Raw genomic sequence first — 25,096 nt, forward strand, 5'->3', positions numbered from 1 at the left:
ATTGGAGCCGCAATATAGCAACTCCCCTCTCATTTTACACGAAAATCACTTTTCCGAGGGAGCGCATAAAAATGCGGTGAGCGATTCGTTCAGAATCACTCACCGCGTTAAAATTCTAGCTACGAAGATCGAAAAGCAATTAGTTCCCAGGCTTCGTCGGTTTATCCTCCGCGTAATCCAGCATCAAGCGGTCAGCAAAAAACTCGAACATCCGCTGGGTTACATAGGGCTGGTAAGCTCCAAAACCGTGACGAGTTGCGGGAAGATAGAGCATATCAAACTTCTTGTTGGCTTTGATCAAGGCATCGACAAGTCGCAACGTATTGGCTGGGTGCACATTGTTGTCAAGCTCTCCGTGCACTAAGAATAAGTGATGCTTAAGATTGCTTGCCAGTTCAGCGTTGGTAGGAACCTTAATCTCAAAGCGAGTCTTCTGCTCCTTGGACTCTTCCTCCTTTTTCTCATCGACCTTCTTGCCGTCTTCTTTTTTCTCTTCGTCCTTCTTCTGATCTGTCAACTTTTCCTCGTCGTTCTGCGTCTTGGAATCGTCCTGACCTACTTCTTGCTGGGTACCTTCTTGACGTCGACGTACTTGCCGCTCCTGTTCCAGCATTTCCTCTCGTAGCCAAAGAGGTAGCGGCTCATCCTCGCCCCACAATCGCTGCTCGAATTCCCAGTGACTTTCCCCAACGTCCAATTCGTAGTCGTTAAAGAAATCGTCAGGCTCCACCTCCAGCACGGCTCGCAAATCTGACGGTGCACTTCGTTGTTGCACCTGAGCTGTCGAGGAAACTTGGGTGCCATCATTCTTCTGGTCCACAGGCACTTCTCGAAGCCCATGCCATCGTTCGGACCAAGCGTTATTGTAGATGTTGTTGTCGTGATTTCCCGCAGTGGAGAATCCAGCTTTGAAAAAGTCGTTATACGGTGGTACCATCAATGCAGCGGCAGTCATGAAGCCACCACCGGAGTGCCCATACATACCAACCCGCTCGGTATCAATAAACGCAAAACGTTGCCCCAACTGCTCGATGGCTGCTTTCTTATCCGGGAGTGCATAGTCACGAAGATTGAAATACCCATAACCGGCATAAGCCTTGGAGCGGTTTGGCGTGCCCCCACGGTGGCCGACTTGAATCACGATAAAACCGATTTGAGCTAATTGCTGCTCGCCAGCTGTCGCGGTAAAGGTGTGACGAGTCCCCTCTTGTTGCGGACCGGGATAAACATAAGTGATGATCGGATACTTTTTCTTGGGATCAAAATTGAACGGCTTGTACATGTTGCCGAACAAATCTGTGACGCCATCCGCAGCCTTGACAACAAACGTCTCGGGTATTTTCCAACCAACTTGCTCCAATCGACTCAGGTCGCACTCCTCAAGCTTCATCAGCTCAACACCATTGCTGTCCCGGAGAACCGAGACAGGTGCCATATCGACTCGGTTGTAATTGTCGATGACAAATCTCTTTGAGGGAGTAAGTCTCGATGCATGATCAGCATTACCTGGATCCATTAGCTTGAGATCGCGACCATCCAATCGAACCGAGTACAAGTGGCGGTAGTTCAGATTCTCCCCTGGTTCACGGCCGAGTGCTGTGAAGTAAAGAATGCGATTCTCTTCATCGAGGTCAACAATTCTCTCAGCGAAATAAGGCCCAAAGGTGATCGCATTTTTAAGCTTACCGTCTGCATCGTATAGATAGAAATGCCCCCATCCACTACGCTCAGACCACCAAATCATCTCTTTGTTGTCGTTTAAAAATCGAATTCCCTTTGGCGCAATCGTCGACTTGTCAAATCCCTCCTCAAACAGGCACTTTGTCTCGCCTGTCGCCAGATTCAAAGTGCAGTATTCGACGTTGCGAAGAAGTCGATCTCGCCGGAGGAATCTCAGCTCTTCATTGGAGTCACTATAGCGGAGGTCGCTGTAAAATTCATCTTTCCATCGCTTCTGGACTGGTTTCAGGGCTTTATTCCCAACTTGGAACCAATGAAGCTCCGTCTTGCGGACGTTCTCTTCACCCGGCATTGGATAGGGGTAGGTTTCCAAAGTGGGACGAGGCGAACTCAAGGAATTAATAACCCAGAGATCTTTGACTCCGCGTGAATCGCTACGAGTTACGTAGAAGGACTTGGAATCTTTAGACCAATTAATATTCGGACGAGTAAGGGTATCATCCTTGATTTCCTGAGTCGTTCCGCGTCGTGAAACCAAACGTCCGGCAAAGCTGTATTTGTCGGAGCCATCGGTCGTGAGCTGGATCGCGAGCTCATCCCACTTGGGATTGAATCGAGGTGGTCGAGGTGTAGCAGGAGCAGAATCCTTTTTGGATTCCGTTTCTTTGGTCTCGTCTTTTTTTACCTCGTCAGTCTTTACCTCGTCAGTCTTTACCTCGTCGGTCTTTACCTCGTCGGTCTTTACCTCGTCGGTCTTTACCTCGTCGGTCTTTACCTCGTCGGTCTTTACCTCGTCGGTCTTTACCTCGTCGGTCTTTACCTCGTCGGTCTTTACCTCGTCGGTCTTTACCTCGTCGGTCTTTACCTCGTCGGTCTTTACCTCGTCGGTCTTTACCTCGTCGGTCTTTACCTCGTCGGTCTTTACCTCGTCGGTCTTAGTCTCCTCGGTCTTAGTCTCCTCGGTCTTAGTCTCCTCGGTCTTAGTCTCCTCGGTCTTAGTCTCCTCGGTCTTAGTCTCCTCGGTCTTAGTCTCCTCGGTCTTAGTCTCCTCGGTCTTAGTCTCCTCGGTCTTAGTCTCCTCGGTCTTTACCTCCTCGGTCTTTACCTCCTCGGTCTTGGCTTCTTCTGCGGGAGTGTCCTTCTTCTCCTCGGGCTTCTCTTCAGCTACGGGTGTTTCTGGGATTTGAACAAAATAGAGATTGTGTCCCTTAGCGAAGACGTACGATTTTCGATCAGGTGCAAAATTGCGATGAGCGTCGTTGTTTCTTGGGGGTCCTGACTCTGGGCCAGCTTGTTGCCCTCGCTGACCGCCTCGCTGCGAATCATTTCTTTGCTCTTCTTGATCCTTTTGCTCGTCCTGTTGTCTATCTTGTTGACGTTCTTGCTGCTGCTCTCGACGGTCCTGCTGTTCTTCTTGCTGTTCTTTTCGTTCTTCTTGTTGTTCTTCTTGACGTTGACGTCCACCACGCTCTGTGGTGGGAGGGGCGCCGGTTGGGGCACCTGCTGCGGGGGCGGCGCCTAGACTCTTCATTTCCTCGGACTTAAGCGAATACTCGAACAGCGTACGCTCCACGACGAATTTCAGAGTGTCTTCCTTTGTGCTTACCTCCAAGCGGGTCAGATTCAGCTGCCCCGGTTCCACAGGTTGACGGGTAAGTTGCGACAGCTGGGCCGCTAGCTTGATGTGGTCGAATAAAGGTAAACGTGTTCCTTTTTCAGGGTTTACACGCCAGTACTTGGTCCCCTCTGATGTCTTGAATGAGTACCAGAATTCATCCGACTTATCGATGAAGTTTGGTGTGACCGAAGTGCTATAAACAAATTGCCTCAGGTAGCTGGAACTGTACTGTTCCGCCATTCTGAAGTTCGGGTTTACCACGCGAGTTAGCTCTTCGGTTTGAGCAAAAACGACCTTGGGAATTGGCAGCGACAGGACCGACACCAAAGCGGTCATTGTGCCCATTCTCTTCCAATTAATCTTTGACAGCATCAATGGGTATCCTGGATTCATAACGTGTAAATAAGGCAAAGCTCCCACAGGAACGCGGGAATGGGAAAGGTGGGATGCAAGAGGACATTTGGCCGGTTTCTACCCAAGACCAGCCGGAGAGGTTCATCACCAATGGCCCATTATGGTTTCCTGGTCAAGAAATCGCAACGAAATCACCCCTAGGAAACGATTGTAAATCTCAATGTTTGCCTAAAAGATGGATTGCCTAAAGGATGGATGGCACATATTGAGCCGTACCGAGCTATTTTCAGATTTGCAATTGGCACGGGAGCAAAAACGAAAAAAGCCAGCGAAAGCTGGCTTGGTGATTTCATCCTGATGAGGTGAAAGTTAGCGAAACACCCCAGGCTGTGGGTTGGATGGCACCCCGGTTGCCGTGTGGGGGATCGACGATGTACCAGAGGACGGCTGGCGACTGAAATCGTAAGCTGTCGATCGGCTGGTGCTGCCAGGTCGATACGGGCTAGCTCCTGAATAAGAGGCTGCCATCGCCTGAGGTGCGGCCGGAAAACCATTCGAGGCCGTGTTAGGCATCGAGAAACCCATATTGGGTTGAGGCAGGCTGGCCATGTTGGTGGCAGCCATTCCTTGAGGCACGGAACCAACCATAGATGGGGCTGGTGAGCCAGGACCCATAGGGCCGGGCTGTGGTAAACCTGCGAATTGCGGGGCCGCTTGCGGGCTAGGTAACCCTGGCAGCCCGCTGGCTGCGAACATGGCTGGCTGCTGCTGGGACGGCTGTCCCGATGCTTGTGGCAAGCCACTCGCAGGAGGCTGTCCGTTTGGTTGCATGCTTGGCAACGAACCGGAAGCGATCGGTGCGTTCTGTGCTATCATGCCCGTGGTCGGTGCATTCGCTGCTGGATTGAAGCCTGTCGCGGGAGCAAATCCGGTAGGCGGCTGGTTTGAAGCCAAGCTGCTTACACCACCGTAAGGCGATGGTGCAGTATGCCCCGTCCCGCGAGCTGCCGCCATACTGTATGGGCCGGTTTGGTAACCGTTGGCATTCGCTGCCAAGCCGGTGGCAGGATTTTGTTGAGGAACTGTGAAATCGGGGGCGGTTGGAATCTTTGAGTTGTTTCCACCGAACGCACTACCGTACGGACTTGTGCGAGTGTTGGTCGGGTTAGTGCTCGACAACAACGCTGGGGAACCGTTAGTGGCTGGGCTAACAGGCCCTGCACCGGTCGAAGCGAATGTCCCGGTTTTCGACGTGGGAGCCGAAAGACTTGGATTGCTTCCCGCCAACATCGATTCGGATGGCTTTTTCGACCACGGAAATATGCTAGCGCTTGGCATTTTCCATCCTGATTGACAACCGGTTTGGCCCGCCGAAATCAGGGCAACAAATACGACAGCAAAGGTTTTTCGTCGAGTCAATTTGGTCGACATGGCTAACAAGTCCTTTTGATAGCTTTGGTTCTAATAAACACGGGCGACAAGCAGATGATTGCCGAAGCGACGCTTTCCTGGCCACCAATTGCTTGATTTGCATCGTTCTTTTTCTACTTCGGTCCGCAATCCCCAGGAAATTGAACGCAATCGTTACAAATTGCCAAAATCATCCTGCTTTTGTCCAATCCATCGATCCCATAATCGACGACTTAGACTCCTCGCATGGAATAGTGGAAGCCGATTGCCGGCGTCAATATGGAACAGTTGGCGTTTCTATTTTTTGCGACAATGTTTATTGTCTTCCATCAATACGGAACCTATCTTGCAGAAGTCGGAGAAGATTTATGGCGATCGTTATTTTTGAGGACCAACAAGTAGAACGACTTGCTCCGATCACTCTCGCTAGGCTTGCCGCAACAATGACTTGCGGAAGCCTTCGCCTTCTCGACCTGGCTTCGCTTCTAAGCAACGATTTGTACGGCGTTTCTCGGCCGTACTTGAACGCCATTCAGCGAACCGACTTTCCACAACTGAAAATCCTTGAATCTCGACCACAGGGCGGTTCCGGCGGGGACTCCGATGTCGAATTAATGCTGAATGCAAGAATTGCACCTACCGCAACAAACTACCATGCGTTGGCCAAGCTAGTGGCGATACAACGAGATGATAAACGCGAATGTCGGGTCATCATGGATCGTGATTCCGTAGCAGCAATCATCAACCCACCCTGGACGCTTGTCGATTTATTCTCGGCCGGGTACTTGGGTCTGGAGTCGATGCTGGCAAAAGCCAAAGAGTTTGATGAGTTATCTTGGGAAGTGTCGACTATTCAACTTCCGCATGAATTGATCGCTGCCAACATGACATCCATCGGCGAAAACTTGGACCTGAGATTGCAACTCTCCGAACAAGGTTTGCTCGGCAACGTTTATCAACAACAAAAGGATGGTGTATTCGTCGCGCCGAGTGCATGTATCGGGGAATACGTTCTTTGCGATACCGCCAAGGGGCCAATTCTTATCGACGAAGGAGCGGAGATCGGGCCGTATACATTACTTCGTGGCCCCATCTACATCGGTCCCAAAGCCAGAATACTCGAGCATTCCGCCATAAAAGATGCTGTTTCGTTATCGCATACCACGAAAATTGGGGGTGAGGTGGAAGCATCGATCGTTGAGCCCTACACCAACAAACAGCACCACGGTTTTCTGGGGCATAGCTACCTGGGAAGCTGGATCAATCTCGGCGCTGGAACCTGTAACTCAGACCTCAAGAACACCTATGGCACGGTCAACATGGAATACCCCTTCGGAAAATCACAGACCAATATGCAGTTCTTAGGCTGCGTTATGGGTGACTACTCCAAAACGGCAATCAACACCGGCATCTTTACCGGTAAAGTGATTGGCGTGTGTAGCATGATGTACGGCTTTGTCACCAGCAACGTGCCGAGTTTCGTCAACTACGCTCGACTGTTTGGTCAAATGGCCAGTCTCCCCCCAGAGGTCATGGTAAGTACGCAACAAAGAATGTTTTCGCGACGAAAGGTCAAGCAGCGTGGATGCGATGTGCAACTGATCTACGATATGCATCGCCTCACTCAGATGGAGCGAGACAAGCACGGCGAGCTAACAATAGCCTAGGCTTATCGCTAAGTTTATTTGTCGGCTACACAAGTAGCACATTCCCCTTTAACCAGCACTTCGGAGACTCTTCCGATGATAGTACTCTTCTTGAGATTGGACTCCGAAACAACTCCGAGCTCTAAGCAGGATATGCTACCGCAGTTGACACAGAGAAAGTGCGGGTGACTGGACTCATCGTCTTGATGGTCACGGATTTCGAATCGCCAAACGTGATCCCCCAGTTCGGTACGATGGACCAATCCCGCTTGCGTGAGGTCCGTCAAATTTCGAAAGACTGTTGCTTTGTCAAAGCCAAGAGGTACTAGCTGGTTCGATAAATCCGCATGAGTTTGTGGACTCTTCGCCCGCCTTAATGCAATCAAAACGGCAATACGAGCAGGCGTGCAACGTAGCGACGTGCTTCTCAACAAACCGCGAACCGATTCTACTTCCTCTAGATTCTGCAGATCTTTCATGGTTCGCCTATCGAGTTGGAAGGAATTTCCCTAATCGTTCAAGGGTAGCCGGGGAATGGAGTTCTAGTTTTCCGAAACCATACTCCCCACCGGCTGCGACGGCTGTTTCCTGGTGCTCGGGGTAGTTGGTCACCAACATCACCGGGATTCGCCTCGTCCCCTCGCTAGATTTTAGCGTTTTCAAGACCTCTATGCCATCACTGTAGTCGATATCTAGTTTCCGATTGATCAAAATGAGATCAATCGTTCGTGAATCCAGCCATTTTTGGGCATCTGAGAGGTGTGCTGCCCGCAATACCTCGACATCAAAGCAGCTCAACAACATCTGTTTGATAGCGAAATGATCGGGATCGCAGTTTCCAATATCCAATACCGACTTGGTCATCGTGCCTCTTCCATTTTTCTCTCTAATTCATTGACGGTCGTAGTTTGCAACCAGTTTTGAATCATGTCACGTGTCGACTTGACGAGATTTTCGACTTTCGTCACGAGACCTGGGTTGGGCTGTCCTACCTCCGTTGCGAGAGCTCTTCGCTGGATCGCCTCTACCTCGGAAAATAGTTTCTCGTAGGATTTTAATCGCCTGATTTCGTCGAGATTCTTCTGCGCATCTTCCAAGTCCTTTTTCTCAATGCGAGTCTTAACCCTCGCTTCGAGGATTCTTCTTTGAACGACTATATCGAGCACTTCATTTTGGATTCCTTTGAGAAAGGCCTCCGCTTGAAGTCGTTTTCTATCGTCAGGCAGTTGAGCATCCTCGCGAGGCATCATTCCTGTAATGATAGGCAATCGTGCCAGTAGAGTGTCACCGTTTTTTACATAATACAGGTAGAGAGGCAGCTTGGCCTGTATCTCTCCCTTAGGAGGTTTCGCCGGTGCCTTGGGAGCGGACTCGTCGGTCGACGAATTCTCTGACTCAGAGGCTGGCGGCGCAGGGTAGTCGGGTGGGGCAACCGGATCGAGCACCATTTCTCTCGCCATGGCAAGGCTCGGATTCGTGCTGCTGGTTGGAATATCGTATTTGATGATCGGCAGCTTTGACTCGGTGATTGTTGTTACCCCTCTCCAGTCCGTTCTCGGCAACGTTACGAGATCATCAGACCCCGGCGTTCTAAGGAATATCTCAGCACCGGACACCCCGATACTCGGCTGCTTGACTGAACTGTACATACTTGGACGGAATGTGAGGAATAATTCGCTGGTGGTATCCTCAGGTTGTGGCACCTTGACTCCTATACGAATTGTCCTTCGATTTTTCGCAGCGGTGAGAGCTCCGCGGCGAGCCGTAAAGATGGCGCTGTAATACAAGCTGGTGGTGTCAATCTTTTCGGTCAGCACGAGGTAGGTAAACGGCATTGATTGCACCATGGTTGGATTACCGCTCGAGTCTTCTCGACGAACGTGTGGCACTAAAACATCACCTAACCCAATAAAAGCAGGATGGCTGTCGTTCGGAATCAATTCGGCCGCTCGCACCCTTACAACTGCGGTGGAGTTGTCGGTCTCTTCGATCCTTACGAACGGATTAAACGTACTTCGCACCAAATGCTCGACTGCCGCAGCGATATCCTGACGCCTAGTAACCAAAATAGTCCGCATGGGGCCAATTCTTCTGACCACGGAATCCAATTCCTTGACCCGTACCCGGAAGAACTCTCCCGAGCGATCAATGGATGTCAGATAGATTTTGTCAAAGTCACGAAGCAATGCTTCGGGCTGCCAAGGCAATCTCGCCGGGATTTTGCGGCATTCCTTTTTTATGATCTCAAACTCGGATTTGTTGACTAAAGCAGCGAGCACATTCCCCTCTGCAAGGCCCTCATTCAAATCTTGAAGCTTGCCCTCGTAGGGGCGGAGATTCCCTCGAAATTTGTCCCAAATGGGATCGCCAAGAAACGGAACAATGTCTCTCTTCATCCCCGCATAGGGAAGTGACAGAACATGAAAATCTCGAATTCGCTCCAAAGCTGATTCAAAGGTTCTTACGCTATTGAGACTAGCCGCTCTCGCAGCCGCATCCTCAATTTCCTGAATCTGCTCTTTGGTCAACTTAGCCCTCGCCGCTTGCTCCTCCTTACTCAGTTGCCGAGGAGGTGGCGGTGGGCTGAGCTCCAGGAATTTCGCTTTAGCTTCATCTGAGGTTCCAACAACAAGTAACATCTCGCCAGCTAAAACTTGGTCCACCGATAGTTCATCTATCCGGTACAGAATGGAGCCGTATAGGGAATCCGGTGACGATTGGACTCGAGAAGAAAACACTCCTCCAAAAGACGCGTCCAGTCTTTGCTGCACTTCCCGATGCATGGCTTCCTCTGCTTCGTCATTCCAGCCGACACTAGACGAAACGCTAGCCCAGACGTTAACCCGGTAAGGATCTGATTCCCACGGGGTTTGACCTGTTGCCAATGGCGAAAAAGTGAAGAGTGAAAGTAGCAATAACACCCATGCTTTGGCGAAGTTACCTGGCAAAGTTCCCGAGTCGATGAGCCCTGGTTGATTACGGTAGCAGGAACCACTGTTGCCTAATCCTAGCTGTAGAATCATCGTGCTTGGATCCTCCATCTTTGAACGTCCTGATAGAGATTGAGAGGTTTCTTTGCAACACCCGCAAGCTCTGTTCTGTAAGCCATGGTCTCGGTGACCTGCCACAGCGGAAGGATGGGTAGATGGGCCGCAACCAATGAGTGGAGATCCAAACACCCCTGCCGTACTTCTTTCCAGCTCCTCGCGCTATTCAACGCTTCAAGTGCTTGAACAATGTATTGATTTTCTGACTGCGCCGCCCCTCCAACACCAAACAAACGCTGAGCATCGGAAACCGGTTCCCACACCGAAGCGGAAACATACAAAACGTCGATGGATTGGTCGTCCAAGGCAGGCATCTTGTCGTAAGGGACAAGCTTTCCGTCTAATCCAATCACCTTCCATGCCTGTAAAATCGCTTGTCCTGCAATCCGAGCGGATTCATAATTCGGAACTCCTAGCCGGATAACTGGCAACGGGGGAGCCTCCTCTTTGGTCTTGCTGGCCTTAAGGGTCAACTTCGCTTGGGCGAGAAGAACCAGAATCTTAGCTAACCGAGGGTCGTATTTCGCGTCCGGTATGCTTGTGTTATAAGCGTACGCGAGAGGGTCGGAATCGCTTTCGCCAGCAGGAAACGGTCCGCTGATTACTCGATCTAGCGGCGTCGCAAGCCCGCCGAGAATCTCATCTTTGAGAATGGCGTCTCGATTAATACCGTAAAGCAATGCTCTTCTGAACTCGCGATCATCCATAATAGGATGTGTGGAGCGAGGGATGAGCATGTGAATAATGGGTAATGCATAGGGTTCGGTTTTAACCGTTTTTACGTTCCCAACTCTCCGCACGTCTGCTGGAAATAGCCTATCGATAAACTCGAGTTCGCCACGAGCTAGAGCAGCAACGGCGGAATCTGCATTGGTGAACAGGACCTCTTGGATTTCTCGAGGCTGGAAATCCAAAGGAGGCTCCGCGCCAGCCCACTTGTACCTTCGTATCTCTCCGTCATCCGAATCGTATCGATAAATGGATTTGTTAAACGATTGATTGTCCATGTCCTGCAACTGCCACTGCAGAAACGCCTGTGGCAGAACGTGAGGCCGACGAAACCTTAACTTGAGGCGATCAGGGCCTAACACAGAGACGGACTGAAAGATCGAGGCCCAACCAGGCGTATAGTACTTGCCCTTAATAGATGCTCTTTCAAGGAGGGCTTGTGATAACTGCAGACTGTTCGGAACATCGATCGCTTCCGAATTCTGAATGGTTATATCCAGTTCCAGCCTGTCATCGCTTAAAGCGGCATTGCCATAAGCAAATCGATACTGTCCTCCCTCAGGACCTGTGCTCCGAAATTGGAAAAGTGGTGTTTGAATCAATTGACCTGTTCTCAGGGCAGGCCAATCTGCAAGCGCAGCGGGATTGGGAGAATCCGTTTGCTGAAAGACTCCCACTCTTACTAATGGGAATTCTTTGATAAGGTCATTGAGCAATTCCCTTCCGCCTGGATAGTCGGGTTCAATATCCAGCATCCTCATCGCAGCTTGCCGGGCACGCCCGTAATCTCCCTTTGCACGAAACTCGGCTGATTTCTTCTCTTCTCGACTAGCGATTTCTATGAACTGACTCTTTGCAACTCCCACCACTGGCAGTTCCTCACCATACTCATCGTTGAGCCGCAATACCATGGATCGGGCGACCATATACTCACCACGTTCAAACATCCCCCTGATCAACTGTTCGGCGACTGTCGAGATAATTCGTTGGACATCCTCCTTGCGATACTCGGGAAACCTACGCTTGAGTTCTTCCAACGCGGCTAGCGTGTGCGGCAGGTTCTTTTCACTGGCCATGTCGCGAGCGGACTGAAACAAAAACTCCTGGTGTAGAGAGGCGAAGTTGACCGACTTTGGATAGTTCTCGCGAAGATAAACTAAGTGCTCGAAAGCCTCAGCATACTTGCGCTCTTGCAGGTACTTCCGGGCTAGGTGAAGTACGATATCCTCCCAAAAGGTGATCTGAGCGATATCCTTCCACTCTACCTCGTACAACCGCGTTCGAAAGATCGTCAGCACACATTGCAGCTTACCCGTTCGATTTGCTTCTCTAGGCATTCTTCTGCCAGGTAAATCCAACGGCTCAACCTGCATGCTTTTACCCCCAGCAGCCTGGGTCAAGGTGATCACATCAAAGGGTTCGCCATCGATCACCGTCCCTTCAATCTCAAGCTCCTTTAGAATAGCATCAATGTCCTGTGCAAGCGCGTTGCTATCCAAAGCGACAAATGACATCGCTAACAAAGAGACAATGAGCATTATCGAACGTCGAAGCATTGCACTCCCTGGATTCACTCGTGTCGGTTCGTTCAACAATCTGACAATCATGTTCACCTACTGATCACGGGTCGGAGTTGGAACGGTCAATACAGAACCTTCGTCGGTCGGTATCAACATACCTCTGGGCAAAATGAGTGGAGAGACACTCAAAGGCTCGCCAAGATTTTTCCTTGCCAGGATCTCTCCATTGCGAAGGGAAACTCTAAGGATTTCTCCGGCAGCGGTCCCAATCAAACAATCATTGTCCACGATGGTGACCGCGCCCACAAACGTTTCTCGATCGATCGGAGTGGTCCAAAGTCGCTGGCCCTTGTCATCCACGGCGAGCAACCCTTCGATATCGCTATGGGCCACCACGACAGAGGTTTCGCTCCCTTTCGCTGTAAACGGTCCCCAAGCAAATCGCCCTTCGACCGCTACAGACTCCTTGCGGCTCAAATCTGAAGCGTCGAACAAATCCAATAGATCGCCTGTGTTGCTCGAACTGACCGCGACGACGGTCTCGTTCAAAACCGTTAAACGCCCCTTTAAGGATCGGTCGAGAGGTTGCTGCACGATCGGCCTGAGTTGCTTGCCAACAGACAGTCGGTAGATGTTTCGGCGTTCATCAGCAATGACAATGCTCTGGTTGTCACTGAGCAACACCGGGTTCAACCACTTGGGAACTTCATCTGCCTCGATAGTAGGTTGAAACGGAACTCCAACGATCTTGCCGGTCGTGGGCTCGATCAGAGTTAATTGGGCGTTGGAAAGCGGCACTACCAAATACTCCCCTACGGCCACCGGTTCGTTGCTGGGGACCGCCTTACCTACATCAAAAGCTACCATTCGAGAAATAGAACGCTCTCGGCTAGGATCAACGAGCAGAATCTCGTTCCCCTTCATGGTATTGAAAATGGCTAGACGCCCATCCGGGAGGGGGACTGGCAAAGTGAATTTCATTTCGGTCTGATTTCGCCCCTGGTTCTCAATCTGCCGAATCGGCTCCTTTGATTGAAAGGACTTGGCCTCCAGCGAATAAACAGCTCCCTGCGATGTTACGGCGACAAAGCCATTTGGACCACTGCTCAATGCCGTCACAGGAACCCCAAGATCGATTTCCCAATTTGGGTCACCCGTCTGTGGGTTGATTGCGGAGACACGAACTCCTAGATTGCCGCGTACGACGCGAGCATGAAAAATGGCCTCTTCGCCTTTAACGGGTCGAGATACGAACTGATCGCCATCATACTTCTGCCAAGAACGATTTAGCTTCTGGCTGGAAACTTGAATTTGATACATGGCCAACCGATTTGATGCCATGTAAAGGTCGGTCCCAACAACTAGCGGCCAGGTGACCTTGGGATCGATCTCCTTTTCCACGTTCCCTGCCATCCGTACCACAGTATCGCGGGTTCCGGTGGGGTCTACATCCAGTACGGCAACTTCTCCTAAATTGGTCGCTACCACAAAGCGTCGTCCCTCCGATTGAGGATCGACGACAAAGTGACCGCGGAACATGATCGGAATCTGCTGGGCAGGTGTAATGTTTTGCCCATCGTCGTCCGTTCGGAAAATCTTCAAATAAGCGTAGTCCGGCCCTGTGTTCTCGAAGACCAATAGGTGATTAAGAATCCAAATCGGTGGAATCTTGATCGTCCCTGGGTTATGGCCAAGGTAGATCACCTCCACGCATTCGCCGTTTGCCCTGTTCAATGCATACAAGTTCGAGTGATTGCCAACAACGTAACGAATCTTTCGACCTGCTTGGCCTCCGACGCTGACCTCTGTGGTTTGTGGTAAACGCTTCTTCCAGCGGGCCTGTCCCGTTACTGCATCAATCGCATAGACGTCACCCTCTCGCGTTGTGACGAAAATGTCGTCACCATCTACCTTGGGTGGATTGATAACACTTTGAAAGGTTGTCTCCCAAACCAAATCACCACTACTGGACTCCAGTCTGCGGAGACTCTTTTGCTCAGGAAGCGAAACCAATACATCGGCATCTCCTGCGGGGCTCATTTTGTATGGTTCGCCATCCCAAGACACACCGAAATATTGACGCCATAACATAGCTCCATCACCCTCTCGTATGGCGACGACCGAGTTCTTGATGCGTAGTGGCAGGACGTTCGTGTTCGTGGGGTCCCCATCTCCCTTGGTATTCACTAAAACGGCTTTGGCCAATACGTCCACAGGGTCCGCACTCGTGGAAACGGTCGGGTTTGGAGAATTGGTTGTCACCAGTTCCTTTTGCAGGCCCGTTGCAACCGCTAACAGCTCGTTTAACCTCGGAGTACTTTCCAACCGTGGGTGCTTTCGAAGCAATGCTCTTCGCAGTTCATAGGTTCTGTTGACGTCTTTGGCCTCATTGGACTTCTGCATCTCCTCCAAAGCGACGAGCAAATCCTTCTCGCGAACAATGTCCACCTCCGCTCGCGCCTTGCCCTCTTCGATTTTTTGGATTCGTAGCTTGTTTTGCGTTCGCTCTTCGTTGCCTACAAAACGTGGATCATTTACCAGCTTCAACTGCTCCGTAAACGACGTCAAAAGCCTTTCTCGATCTTCTAACGACTTCGCTCCATCTAGCCGACTTACGAATTTTTCCGACATCTTGAGCAGGGCATCGGTGAAGTCGCTCCGCACCTCAGCAAGCCCAGGTTCCGAAGCGATAAGGGGAAAAGCTTCCTGCGCTTTCTGAAGCGATGATGTAGGATCGGCAACCTTGTCGGACTCTTCTCTAACGATGGACAAAGTCGATAAGACCTTAGCTTTGCTCGCTCGGGGATCGTTTGAATAACTACGGGAAAAGTCATTGAATCGCTTCGACGCTTGGGCGTAATCCCGCGCACTGTATGCCCCCTCTGCTAGTTCATACGCCTGGTCAGCACTTCCCTGACTAACCCAATAAACCAGGAAGGCTAACGGCATCAAAAATAAAAGAAGGATAAAGCCGATTCCTACAACTCGAAACGACTCCCAAGCATTCTTTTTATTCGGATTGACATAAACCTTGGGCCGTACAATTTCTTCCATTCCGAGGTCGCTAGACGCGGGTCTAACGGAGACGCTCTCTGCCACGACCTCTACGATCTCCGGTTCAGCTTCGTCCTCGACAACTTCGACCGCCTCAACCTCCTCGACGATATCGTCAGGCAAAAGATCCTCAACCGAATCACTCTCTTGGACTTCGTCGGCATCGATCGGTCGGCCTCCTCGCAAGGCAGCGGTCGGATCGCTGGCAGAACTGCCCAACGTTTTGTTTAGTTCGGTAACTAAGCTCGTAGCCTGGAAACGAGTCAGGTGACCATTATCGACCAAAAACTTTGCGATCGACTCGGGAGTGAATTTTTTGTTGGCAGTCCCAAATTGCCGATCCAGCTCAGAAATAATCTGAGGATCGAGAAGCCCTCGGCTTTCGAGTAGGCGAATAAATGCGGATGCAGACATCGACTATTGAAACTCCTCAACAACCTGAACTTGAAAACCGTTAAAACCTCTATCTCTCGCAGCATCGACCGCCGCGATGACCGCTCCGTGAATACAGTCCACGTGAGCTTCTATCAATAATTTGAGCTCTTCATCCTTGACTCCCGTCGCCATTTCCATCTTTGCCTCGTCGAGCGCGATGAGCAACTCTTGCTTACTGCTCGCTTCTCGCTCATCGCCCCCCGCAAAGATGATGGTGTAGCCATTGAACTCGTCGATTTGAATGCGGATGGTATCGTTATTGGGTTTGGGCTCAGCTGTTACCGCATCGGTCGGCAGAGGAGGTGGCTCCTCAAACGCTTTTTCACTGCTAAAAGATGCCGTGATCATAAAGAAGATCAGCAGCAAAAACGTAACGTCCACCATGGGAGTCATGTCCATGTCGTCGGTGGGGAGCTCTTTATTAGGAAACTCAATTTCGGCAACATCAGCATCCTCTGCTTCCCTGGCTGTTTCTTTCGCGTGCCCCCTGCCGGCGATCTGCAAGACTGGTTCCCCGACAGCGTCTACCGAATCGTCTTCGTCCACCACTTCCACAACGTCGATGACATCATCTTCGTCGTCGAGGGCGACCGCCTCGACGAGCTCCTCCGAGCTTTCCTCTTCCGGCGAGATATCAGGAACGAGTACGACACCACCGCATCGTGGACATCTGGTTTCCCTGCCCACCATGCGATCATGGACGGAAAGATCTGAACTGCAATGAGGACATGTTACTGGTATGGACATGATTACTGAGTCTCCTGTACCGCAATGTGTAGGAGCTTGTTTTCGTCAATCACCTCGGCTATCGCCTGTTTCACTTTGAACAACTGACCCGCTGTAACGTTACCCTCTGCTCGAATTAGTATCTCCGTCTTGCGGCCTGATTCTAATTCCAGCTGAATATATTCGCCGATCTCTGCCGCTTGCTGATCGGGATCGTCTGAAAACGGAACCCCATCACCGTTGGCCACGATGGCAACATCCCCAGACCCACGAGAAACAATGACCGATACGCAACTCTTGCTGGGCACCAAGGATCCGTTTTTAGCAGGTGGTATCTCGTACGTTTTTTCTCCCGTCATCTTCGAGGTTAAGATGAAGAAAATCAGCAACAGAAACGTCATGTCAATCATCGGCGTAATGTCCATCTCTCCGTCAACGGGAGGTGGCTTTGGTACGTCGATCGGCCCTACATCGGAATCATCCGAAAAATCATCTCGGTCTTCGGTCATGTCGGATCAGAAGAGAAAAGTAAGGGTTACGGAAACAATCCCAGTTGCAATCGACTACCCCTTGGTACTCTCCTCGCCTCTCCTACTCATGCCCTCTTTAAAGGCTTCTAGGAACTGAGCAATCCCGGAGACCACGAGATCCTGCATCTGTCGGATGCGGTTAGTGATGCTCGCCATGCACATAACCAAAGGAATAGCGATGGTCAAACCAATGGCCGTTGTTTGAAGTGCAACCTGAATGTCCGCAGCCAGATCGGAGGGGTTCACATTGGCCGCAGAAGCCAACTTGCCGAACGCACCCATCATACCGACCACCGTTCCAAATAGACCGAGCATGGGAGCAGTCTTAATGACAGTAACCACCCAAGCAGTGTTGTAATCCAGGTCAGCTAAAACGTCACGCTGGAATCGATCTAAAGTGAGTTGCTGGATCTTCTTAAAGCCGAATACGCGGTTGGTGCATGCAAACGCGATGAGCTGGGGCAAGGCTCGTGCATCGTTTTGACAAACCTCGATGACTTGCTCAAAACGCCCTTTCCTCAAGTCTGGCTCGATCGAAGAAAGAAAGCTGTCCTGGAGTTCTTCCGACTTAAAACGCTTTCGGCTTACACGAGACATAACCAGCACCACAAAATACGCTCCCCAGAGCGCAACTGCGGCCAATGCTATGTAGGACGCGTTTCCAACAATCGAAAAAATCTTACTCGGATCCATTGCTTTCTTGACCAGTCAAGCGTTTAGAGAAGTTAATGGGGGAGGAGAGGCCACCCTGATTCATACGACTTCCCTATCATAACCAGAGTTCTTGGTTTTGGCATCCGTATCCCCCACAATAGGCGGATTCTCCTCCATTGTGCCTGTGACTTTTTGTGGTTTAATGCTTCAAGTACGCGTCCCCCCCTCGAAACCTGGAGAAGATCCATGAAAGTGACGGATTCAATCATCCGACAACTTCACGCCCGCCTCAAACAGATCGCTGACATGGAAGGGCAAATAGCTAGGGCCCCAAAACTAATCGAGGTTGCACGTTCCAAAGTTCAATCCGCCACGGTCGACTTAGCGAACTGCCGAGAAACGATCAAGAAGAAAAGAATGGAGGCCGATCGTAGGCAGTTGCAGCAAAAGGAACGCGAGGCAAAACTGCTGGATTACAACGGAAAAATGAACGCCGCGAAAAACAATCGGGAATATCAATCGTTCAAAGAGCAGATCGCAGCCGACACCCAGGCAAATAGCGTGTTGTCCGACGAGATCTTTGAGACGCTGGAGGAAATCGATGCCTTGCAGGCACTGTCGATTCAACTGGACGAGAAGCTTCAACTGACCACAGCGGAGTGCGAAAAAAATGTTGGTCAAATCGAGGCGAGACTGAACGTTGTCCAAGAGGATCTTGTCTTGGCCAAATCTCAGTTGGCGACTTCGCTTAGTGAACTCCCGAACGACTTTGTAAACGAGTTTCAACGATTGGTTAGTTCTCGCAATGCGGACGCTTTTGCCGAAATGGACGGCGAGTCATGCGGCGGTTGCTACAACGCCTTGCCTCCAAGGGTAAGAGATACGTTGCGACAAGGGCAACCGATACTATGCCCGAGTTGCGGTAGACTCCTATACCGGCCCGATTGATCGATTGCGATCTCGTCGATTTCGCCCTTCCCGTGTGAGGGTGGCTCGCCTATAGTTGTGTTGTGCAATTTGGAAACAATTGCACGTAAACCTCCGATCGCTTTTCCGGCTGAGGGACCATCATTTTGCGTTGGCCTAGATCAATTAAGGCGAGTGCAGTAGCACGCTAGATCTGCGCCAGTCTCGCAGCGGCTCCGTGTCGTGCCGCAGGCGGTCGGAGGTGTTTTTATCCCGCAAATGGGTCAAATATCGATTGCTCTTCCGTCTTTTTATCAAGCTCAAACGGGGAGAATTCATTGGCTTGAGTCTCGCCGGGGGATGAACTCGGGGGGGTGGATTCGGTCGCAGGCTCTCCGTCATAGATTTTGGTGGTTGTGTAGACCGGCATCTCGGAATCGATCTCTCTTAAACAAACCAATTCCCCTAAGTCCGAGACCAGCAAAATGCGGTCGCTGATGTTGTTGGTAATTCCTCGGAACCTACCCACCGCAACCCTTCCTAATTGTACCCCGCTCTCCATGCTAATCACTGCTAACTTGCCTGCCTGATCCATTGCATAAAGCTTACCTTCGGTAATGTTTAGCACCTTGGCGATTCCCCCAATTGGCCTCCGCCAAACATCTTGGCCTGTCTCAAGGTCGGCCATTAGAAGCAAGCCGTTTTGCGATACGATCGCTACATGCTTTTTTCCGACGACCGGCGAGTTCCCGGTCGGAATCCCAAATTTCCGACGCCAGGAAACCGAGTTGTTCGAAGTGAGGTTGGCTTTGATGAGTGAACCAAATTCCGAGGCCATAACAAAGCCACCATCGACAGCAACCGGACTTCCCGGAACGTCTGTCTCTGCATCGACCGCTGTCCAAAGCTTGGGGACCTTATCGTGTTTGGCAATGATCAAGCGATGATCGGTGACCCAACCAAAGAAGTGATGATCGTTCGATTGAACGAGCGTTTTTCGATTTTCTCGCCCCAGCCGAACCACCTTCGGGGAAAATGTTGGATCTACGGCGCTATAAGAAACAACCCGCCCACCGGCGGAAGGCACCAATACACGATCATTCCAAACAAGCAGTTCTCCCGTGGCTACATATTGCAATCGTTGAGTTGAGACCAAGTTTCCCTGTTCCAATCCATACACAACCAAGTGGTTGCCATTCACCGCTGCGACATAGTCGTCAGAAACTCCCGGCCCCAAGACGCTCAATTCGTATCGTGGCAATTGATTCTGCCAGTAAATACTGCCCGTTTCTGCATCGATACAAGTTATCAATCCGTTTCGATTAATGGCTACCAGATAGGAAGACTCGGCTACCTCGGAAACGATCTCGACCTCACGATTTGCCCTTCGATACGTTTCGGCCAGCTTTTCTGCCATGGCTCGAGCCCCCGAAGCTCCCAGCTTGGCCACCTCCTCGTCTGCCGACGCCTCTTGCTTGACCCAATCGGTGTCGGTCGCTTTGAATTGTTCCAAAACGTACCACAGTTCCGACGAACGCCGCCCTGGCGAACGGACAGCATCGGACATCTTGACGAATTTTGCCCCTGTACCATCCTCAGACACGCTCTTGATTCGAACGTCTGTAAAAAACGAGTTGCTGCGAGACTCTTGGTCCGGAGCTTTTAATAGTACCGTGAAAACCTCAGCCTTGCTTTTTCGCGTTGTCCATAATCGCAATGAGACATCGCCATTCTTCAGGCCAATTCCACCAATTGAAGCACGCCAATGTGTCGTCAGACCAGTTCTAGCAAGCGCTTGGGAATCAATCTGTGCATGTAGACTCGAGCTCGCTAAAAGACAAAAAAACAAGCAAACTGAGAGCAGCCGATGTGTCATTCGTAGTTCTTCCTTAGGATCTGGGTGCTTCTATATTAACAAGGAATCAGGAGGAACAGAAATAAAAAAGGTGGGCAAAATTCCACCCACCTTTTTATGAACATTCGAAATCAGGTCAGGAAAGATGCTACATTCCCCCATCGCCCATTCCACCGCCAGGCCCCATACCGCCCGCGCCGTAGCCTCCGCCAGGTCCGCCCATGCCGCCGCCAGGTCCGCCCATGCCCCCGCCGGGTCCGCCCATGCCGCCTCCATAGCCGCCCATGCCGCCACCCATCGCACCAGCCATACCTCCCCCTAAAACCCCGACAGCTGGCTGATCTGGCTGATAGCCCATATTGAATGGGGTAAAGTTATCGAACTCGCGACCGACTACCAGTTGCCCCGTCCTGGAATCGAAGGCAATAACCTCTGCTCCCGAACGCAAATCGTCCCGCGTGCTATAAACGGACAATGGAGTCGCGCCATTCACGTCAACGACCGTTACCTGCCTGTTCACTTCATCGGGCCTACCATCAGCCCGCTTGTACAACTTAAGAATCTTCGTGAAGGGATGCACGAAAACAGGTGGCTCCTTCGCGTTTTTCGTCGAACCATTCCACAAACCCAAACCGAATACACTACCGGCAGAAACCTCCTCTGTCCTCGCGATGTCAAAAATCAACATCCGTTGGTTCCATACCGCTTTCGCTTTCAAGGGACTGGTCTCAAAAAAACCTCCCCTACCATCTGCGACGTAGCTAGGCCTTTCCATGCCACTGGAGAATACGGGAGCTGGTGCAAAAGCCTGGACTACTTCGGTAGGCTCGGACCATTCTGAGAGTCGAATGCTCTTTCGCTTTCCAGTTTCCGGATTCGGCTTGACCGTCTCTCGAAGCTGTTGAACTCTCGCTAGCGCGACATCTTCTAGATTGATGCTCTTTGGACTACTTGCTTCGAATTCAGGGAAATTTGGGTCGTACATCCTGAGCCGAATGCGATAGCGATAAGCTTTACCATCCTCAACTCTCTCATCGATGAACCGTACAAGCTTATATTTGGTTCGCAGTAATCGCGTCGGCAATGCACCCGACATACCTCCCATACCGCCTCCAGAGCCCATTCCCATACCGCCCCCAGGGCCCATACCGCCCCCAGGGCCCATACCCATTCCGTCTCCGGATCCCATTCCCATTCCGTCTCCGGGACCCATTCCCATACCCCCGCCGGGTCCGCCCATGCCTCCGCCATAGCCGCCCATGCCGCCTCCATAGCCACCCATGCCGTCTTCGGATCCCATACCGTCCCCGGGCCCCATTCCCATACCGCCTCCATAGCCACCGCCTGGTCCGCCCATGCCTCCGCCATAGCCTCCCATTCCAAAGCCACCGGTCGCCCCCAGTTTGGCCGGGTCTTCATCAGGAGCTAGGTCTCCCATGATCGATGGCAAGTCGGGATGGCCAGAAAACTTCGCGTAGTCCGCCAAGAGAACCGGCGGAATCGGCATGGCAATATTTGGGGTGACCCATCTTTCGGGATGCACCTCGCGGCAGGAACCGATTTTGCGAGATTCAGGCCTCTCAATTTTAGCTTCCTTCAGCATTTTTTCGTTGTACTCCTCCAACGAAAAAGAATCATGCAGTCTCCAAGGACTTTGGGTTCCATCGGGTGCGACTTCACAACGCTCCACTTCGAAACCTTGGTAATAAGGCGTGTCTCGTCCTGGCAGATACTCCTTGGCGTCTTGAAATGCCTGCATGTAACTTTTCTCTAGTTCATCGTGTGGCGCCAACGCAGTAACAACCACCATGTTAATAGGCCTGCTGGCGACGTTGGGACTCTTGTTTTTCTCCGCTGCTGTCAATTGAGGGGTCCAAAACGATGGGTGGGTCCGCATGCCAACCGCAAAGCCTTTGTCGTAACCTGCCGCTAAATACTTTTTTTGCTTCTCCGGCTCACCGCCTGGACTGCCACCGCCGGGGCCTCCTCCATAACCACCCATACCCATTCCCATGCCGCCGGTCCCCATGCCCATGCCGCCATCTTCACCTCCATATCCTCCTCGGCCACCTCCCATGCCACCTGGATATCCGGAACCTGCCCCAGCGCCCCCTCCACGAGACGGCCGAGTTTGCCTAGGCTCGGGTGGAACATAATCCTCAAAGTCCCGAAAAGGATCGCCTGGTCGGTACTCTGCGAATGCTCCAGAGAAGTAGGTTACTCGCAATTTTATGGGTGCAAACAATTCTGGATCAGAACGCTTCTTTTTCTGCCCTTCATTGATCGGCACTAATGCTAATCGCCAGTCCGTGGCTTGAACCGGCTCACGAACCGCAATCACATCGGGTGTGAAGCTAGTCCTCGCCACTCTTGCTGGCTGCTCCTCACTCATCGCCTCAAAGTGATCGTTTTGAGTTACCTCACGTTGAACCGATTCCGCATCTTGCTTCAATTTCTCGGGTGTTTGGCTGGAGGAAAAACGCTCTGTACTAACCCCGAGGTAGACCAGAAACCCAGCGACCCCAATAACCATGCAGAAAATCAGCTTCTCCGCATGGAACAAGAGAAAAGTTTTTGGATCGAATCCTTTTCCTGACGAGCTTTTCTTTTTCGCCATTGCTTGATCCTCTTTGTTTGTTATCTCAGCTTACTCGTTGTGATTCAAAAATTCCCCTTTAGGTAAGCAACCTAAAGCGAGTCGATGTTTTACGTTCCCTAACCAGTCGCAAAAAAATCGCGACGGATCCTGTGGGTGAAAGTTACCCACGCCATACTTTATCAAGTCCCAGGGGTCCCAGGGCTGCCTGCCGATTCCGATTGAGGAGGGGCGTCTCCGCCAGTATCCAAATCGGAAACACCATCCGAGCCAGATTTTTCTTCAGCCCCTCCAGCCTCTTGACTTGCTTCAGATTCGGTGCCTACTCCAGCATCATTCCCTGGATTCGCTTCGTTATCGCTAGGCAGAATGCCATTGGCGTCAGGATTTCCCGTCTCATCCGTTGTTGCTCCGTCCCCAGCAACACCTGCCGCAATTGAGGGCGGCTCGCTGGTAGTCGAATTCTCCTCTTGCCCAAGCTCAATTCCACTCAAATCGAGTGGAGGGTTGTAGAGATAAACGAGACCATAGATTTCTACAGGGACCTCTTCAACAGGGGATGTTCTCGTTCGTGATGCTGCCTGAGCTCCTCCCATACCGCCGTAACCGCCCATACCACCTCCAAGACCGCCGCCCGGGCCACCCCCGAGACCGCCACCCGGGGCACCTCCATAGCCTCCACCGTAATCGCCACCTCCATCTCCCATTCCCATGCCTCCACCATAATCGCCCCCCGACTCACCCTCTCCACCCATGCCTCCACCCATGCCTCCACCCATGCCTGGGCCCATGCCTGGGGCACCACCGGGCGCCATTCCTCCACCGCCTCCCGAGCCCCCGACGCCAGCCATGCTACTACCTGACGCATTGACGCGAACTTGATAGACCTCCAACATAAATGGTGCGTTGCCACACTGAACAATAAGCTCAGAAATTCGCTCTGGATTCATTTTCACTCGAAAGCGAACCGGGACTCGTTTAGCGACAGCGTCTACAGCGTTGCTGCCGTTGGGATCTTTGAGAGAAGATCTCAGTTCTTCTCCTGTTCTTTCTTGAAAAAACGTCTCTTGTGCAAAACTGATGTACCGATTGTCGCCTGGATCCATGGAGGAACCTGACCCCGCAGCCCCCTGGCCCCCCATTCCCATTGTCATTCCAGTGCTACTCCCGCCGTCATCCTCACCTCCGCCTCCCATCCCACCGCCTCCCATGCCACCATAACCGCCCATTCCACCGCTAGCTCCTCCGCCTCCATCGCGCTTTGCATGCTTACCCATCCGAATCCATTCAATCTCTCTTACTGACGCCTGAAAGTTCTCGACCGCCCCTTCATTGGTGGCAGCTATGATTCGAATGACATTGTCGAGCAACCAAATATCCTCTTGTGTATAATAAATCTCGAGTATGGAGGTCGCTCTGTTCAACGAGTACCAGGGAACGATCTGCCCGAGAAGCGTTTGCTGTGAAGACTGACTCCAGCGAACTAGATCCTTTGAGCCCGGTCCGGCAGCGCCCGGCCCTCCTGCCCCCATTCCGCCGGCAGTCCCTCCTCCGTAACCGCCACCGTATCCACCATCGCCATATCCACCATCACCCTCACCGCCTCCCATTCCACCACCGGGCCCCATTCCGCCACCGGGCCCTCCCATTCCGCCACCAAGGCCTCCCATTCCACCTCCATATCCGCCCATACCCGCCCCACCTCCCGCTACGAGCTTCGCCTTCCACTCCGTTTTGATCGGCTTGGTGATATTGGAGAAAACGGGTGCAATGTAGTCGCGATAAACCCGGCGGTCAGATGCGGTAATCCTTGCGAGATCTCCTTTGAGTTCTGAATCAACGATAGGGAAGTCGACGTACTTTTCAACAGGTTTGAGTGATTCGAAAATTCTCGCTGTGTCTTCCGAAGCGAATGCGCTCCTCGGCCACTTAATAAGGTCCTTCTGCTTCTCGTATTGCAGTGTCCAAGCTTGCTGCAAATCTCTGTGCATGGCCTGGACTTGAGTTCGCATTTTTTGATGCGAGAACTCGTTAGGATGCTTCGGTACCTTACCGCGCACGGTTGTGACGTCTGAGAACTTACCCTTTATGGCAGTAGTTCGCTCATCGATCTTCTGGGATAACGCTGAGGATACAAGAAAAAACGTAATACCCGCCAGGAGCAGAAAGCACACAGAAAGGATCCAAAATTGGTGCTTGACTACAACTTCCAACTGTTTTTTTACGTCTGCCATGATTATCGTCCTCGCCCCGAAGTTCCGTAGGTTATGACTTCGATTTGGATTTTTGGTTTCAGGTTATTCCGAAGGTTATTGGGTCTTGCGTCAGCCCCGCGA

Annotated in this window: 15 protein-coding genes; 2 read left to right on the forward strand and 13 right to left on the reverse strand. The window is 51.6% G+C overall.

The features are described from left to right. Positions 1–139 precede the first annotated feature (139 nt). Complete coding sequence (locus tag SH449x_RS06290; protein ID WP_482380474.1) at positions 140–3,670, reverse strand: S9 family peptidase; 3,531 nt, start codon at positions 3,668–3,670, stop codon at positions 140–142. Between the two features lie 351 nt (positions 3,671–4,021). Continuing rightward, entirely contained in the window at positions 4,022–5,083 is a 1,062-nt protein-coding gene (locus tag SH449x_RS06295; protein WP_482380475.1) for a hypothetical protein, read from the reverse strand. 347 nt (positions 5,084–5,430) lie between these two features. Between SH449x_RS06295 and SH449x_RS06300 the strand changes: the two genes are divergently transcribed. Further along, entirely contained in the window at positions 5,431–6,729 is a 1,299-nt protein-coding gene (locus SH449x_RS06300; protein WP_482380476.1) for a putative sugar nucleotidyl transferase, read from the forward strand. 14 nt (positions 6,730–6,743) lie between these two features. Here the strand turns inward: SH449x_RS06300 and SH449x_RS06305 are convergent, their stop codons facing one another. From SH449x_RS06305 to SH449x_RS06340, 8 genes are read right to left on the reverse strand one after another with little or no spacing between them, the layout of a single operon-like run. Then, positions 6,744–7,187 carry a Fur family transcriptional regulator gene (locus tag SH449x_RS06305; protein ID WP_482380477.1) on the reverse strand — a complete coding sequence of 148 codons (444 nt, stop codon included), beginning with the start codon at positions 7,185–7,187 and terminating at the stop codon, positions 6,744–6,746. Positions 7,188–7,194: 7 nt separating this feature from the next. Beyond that, positions 7,195–7,572, reverse strand: a complete 378-nt coding sequence (locus SH449x_RS06310; RefSeq protein ID WP_482380478.1) for a response regulator — start codon at positions 7,570–7,572, stop codon at positions 7,195–7,197. Then, positions 7,569–9,731 carry a hypothetical protein gene (locus SH449x_RS06315; protein ID WP_482380479.1) on the reverse strand — a complete coding sequence of 721 codons (2,163 nt, stop codon included), beginning with the start codon at positions 9,729–9,731 and terminating at the stop codon, positions 7,569–7,571. Before SH449x_RS06315 ends, SH449x_RS06310 begins: the two co-directional genes overlap by 4 nt. Continuing rightward, positions 9,728–12,040 (reverse strand): ABC transporter substrate-binding protein, encoded by a 2,313-nt coding sequence (locus SH449x_RS06320; RefSeq protein ID WP_482380480.1) that lies wholly within the window; start codon positions 12,038–12,040, stop codon positions 9,728–9,730. The genes SH449x_RS06315 and SH449x_RS06320 overlap by 4 nt, the downstream gene beginning before the upstream one ends. 57 nt (positions 12,041–12,097) lie before the next feature. After that, positions 12,098–15,472, reverse strand: a complete 3,375-nt coding sequence (locus SH449x_RS06325) for an outer membrane protein assembly factor BamB family protein (RefSeq protein WP_482380481.1) — start codon at positions 15,470–15,472, stop codon at positions 12,098–12,100. A 3-nt stretch (positions 15,473–15,475) separates the two neighbouring features. Beyond that, entirely contained in the window at positions 15,476–16,240 is a 765-nt protein-coding gene (locus tag SH449x_RS06330) for a biopolymer transporter ExbD (RefSeq protein WP_482380482.1), read from the reverse strand. Positions 16,241–16,242: 2 nt separating this feature from the next. Further along, positions 16,243–16,728: an ExbD/TolR family protein gene (locus tag SH449x_RS06335; RefSeq protein WP_482380483.1), complete on the reverse strand. Its 486-nt coding sequence runs from the start codon at positions 16,726–16,728 to the stop codon at positions 16,243–16,245. A 54-nt stretch (positions 16,729–16,782) separates the two neighbouring features. Further along, positions 16,783–17,442: a MotA/TolQ/ExbB proton channel family protein gene (locus tag SH449x_RS06340; RefSeq protein ID WP_482380484.1), complete on the reverse strand. Its 660-nt coding sequence runs from the start codon at positions 17,440–17,442 to the stop codon at positions 16,783–16,785. Positions 17,443–17,649: 207 nt separating this feature from the next. Between SH449x_RS06340 and SH449x_RS06345 the strand changes: the two genes are divergently transcribed. Next, positions 17,650–18,351 (forward strand): zinc ribbon domain-containing protein, encoded by a 702-nt coding sequence (locus tag SH449x_RS06345; protein ID WP_482380485.1) that lies wholly within the window; start codon positions 17,650–17,652, stop codon positions 18,349–18,351. Positions 18,352–18,577: 226 nt separating this feature from the next. Here the strand turns inward: SH449x_RS06345 and SH449x_RS06350 are convergent, their stop codons facing one another. The 3 genes from SH449x_RS06350 to SH449x_RS06360 all read right to left on the reverse strand — a co-directional run bounded on the left by SH449x_RS06350 (position 18,578) and on the right by SH449x_RS06360 (position 24,994). Further along, complete coding sequence (locus SH449x_RS06350; protein ID WP_482380486.1) at positions 18,578–20,185, reverse strand: outer membrane protein assembly factor BamB family protein; 1,608 nt, start codon at positions 20,183–20,185, stop codon at positions 18,578–18,580. Between the two features lie 127 nt (positions 20,186–20,312). Then, positions 20,313–22,781 (reverse strand): hypothetical protein, encoded by a 2,469-nt coding sequence (locus tag SH449x_RS06355; RefSeq protein WP_482380487.1) that lies wholly within the window; start codon positions 22,779–22,781, stop codon positions 20,313–20,315. A gap of 161 nt (positions 22,782–22,942) precedes the next feature. After that, positions 22,943–24,994 (reverse strand): hypothetical protein, encoded by a 2,052-nt coding sequence (locus SH449x_RS06360; protein ID WP_482380488.1) that lies wholly within the window; start codon positions 24,992–24,994, stop codon positions 22,943–22,945. Positions 24,995–25,096: the final 102 nt, after the last annotated feature.

This window comes from Brakhagea baltica, from assembly GCF_052161605.1.
Classification (GTDB): domain Bacteria; phylum Planctomycetota; class Planctomycetia; order Pirellulales; family Pirellulaceae; genus JBKCUI01.

Bases quoted from the DNA above. Each gene is read 5' to 3' on its own strand.
- SH449x_RS06340 (WP_482380484.1), bottom strand. From the start codon at position 17,442: ATGGATCCGAGTAAGATTTTTTCGATTGTTGGAAACGCGTCCTACATA.
- SH449x_RS06290 (WP_482380474.1), bottom strand. From the start codon at position 3,670: ATGCTGTCAAAGATTAATTGGAAGAGAATGGGCACAATGACCGCTTTG.
- SH449x_RS06355 (WP_482380487.1), bottom strand. From the start codon at position 22,781: ATGGCGAAAAAGAAAAGCTCGTCAGGAAAAGGATTCGATCCAAAAACT.
- SH449x_RS06300 (WP_482380476.1), top strand. From the start codon at position 5,431: ATGGCGATCGTTATTTTTGAGGACCAACAAGTAGAACGACTTGCTCCG.
- SH449x_RS06315 (WP_482380479.1), bottom strand. From the start codon at position 9,731: ATGATTCTACAGCTAGGATTAGGCAACAGTGGTTCCTGCTACCGTAAT.
- SH449x_RS06350 (WP_482380486.1), bottom strand. From the start codon at position 20,185: ATGACACATCGGCTGCTCTCAGTTTGCTTGTTTTTTTGTCTTTTAGCG.
- SH449x_RS06325 (WP_482380481.1), bottom strand. From the start codon at position 15,472: ATGTCTGCATCCGCATTTATTCGCCTACTCGAAAGCCGAGGGCTTCTC.
- SH449x_RS06330 (WP_482380482.1), bottom strand. From the start codon at position 16,240: ATGTCCATACCAGTAACATGTCCTCATTGCAGTTCAGATCTTTCCGTC.
- SH449x_RS06345 (WP_482380485.1), top strand. From the start codon at position 17,650: ATGAAAGTGACGGATTCAATCATCCGACAACTTCACGCCCGCCTCAAA.
- SH449x_RS06335 (WP_482380483.1), bottom strand. From the start codon at position 16,728: ATGACCGAAGACCGAGATGATTTTTCGGATGATTCCGATGTAGGGCCG.
- SH449x_RS06305 (WP_482380477.1), bottom strand. From the start codon at position 7,187: ATGAAAGATCTGCAGAATCTAGAGGAAGTAGAATCGGTTCGCGGTTTG.
- SH449x_RS06295 (WP_482380475.1), bottom strand. From the start codon at position 5,083: ATGTCGACCAAATTGACTCGACGAAAAACCTTTGCTGTCGTATTTGTT.
- SH449x_RS06320 (WP_482380480.1), bottom strand. From the start codon at position 12,040: ATGCTTCGACGTTCGATAATGCTCATTGTCTCTTTGTTAGCGATGTCA.
- SH449x_RS06360 (WP_482380488.1), bottom strand. From the start codon at position 24,994: ATGGCAGACGTAAAAAAACAGTTGGAAGTTGTAGTCAAGCACCAATTT.
- SH449x_RS06310 (WP_482380478.1), bottom strand. From the start codon at position 7,572: ATGACCAAGTCGGTATTGGATATTGGAAACTGCGATCCCGATCATTTC.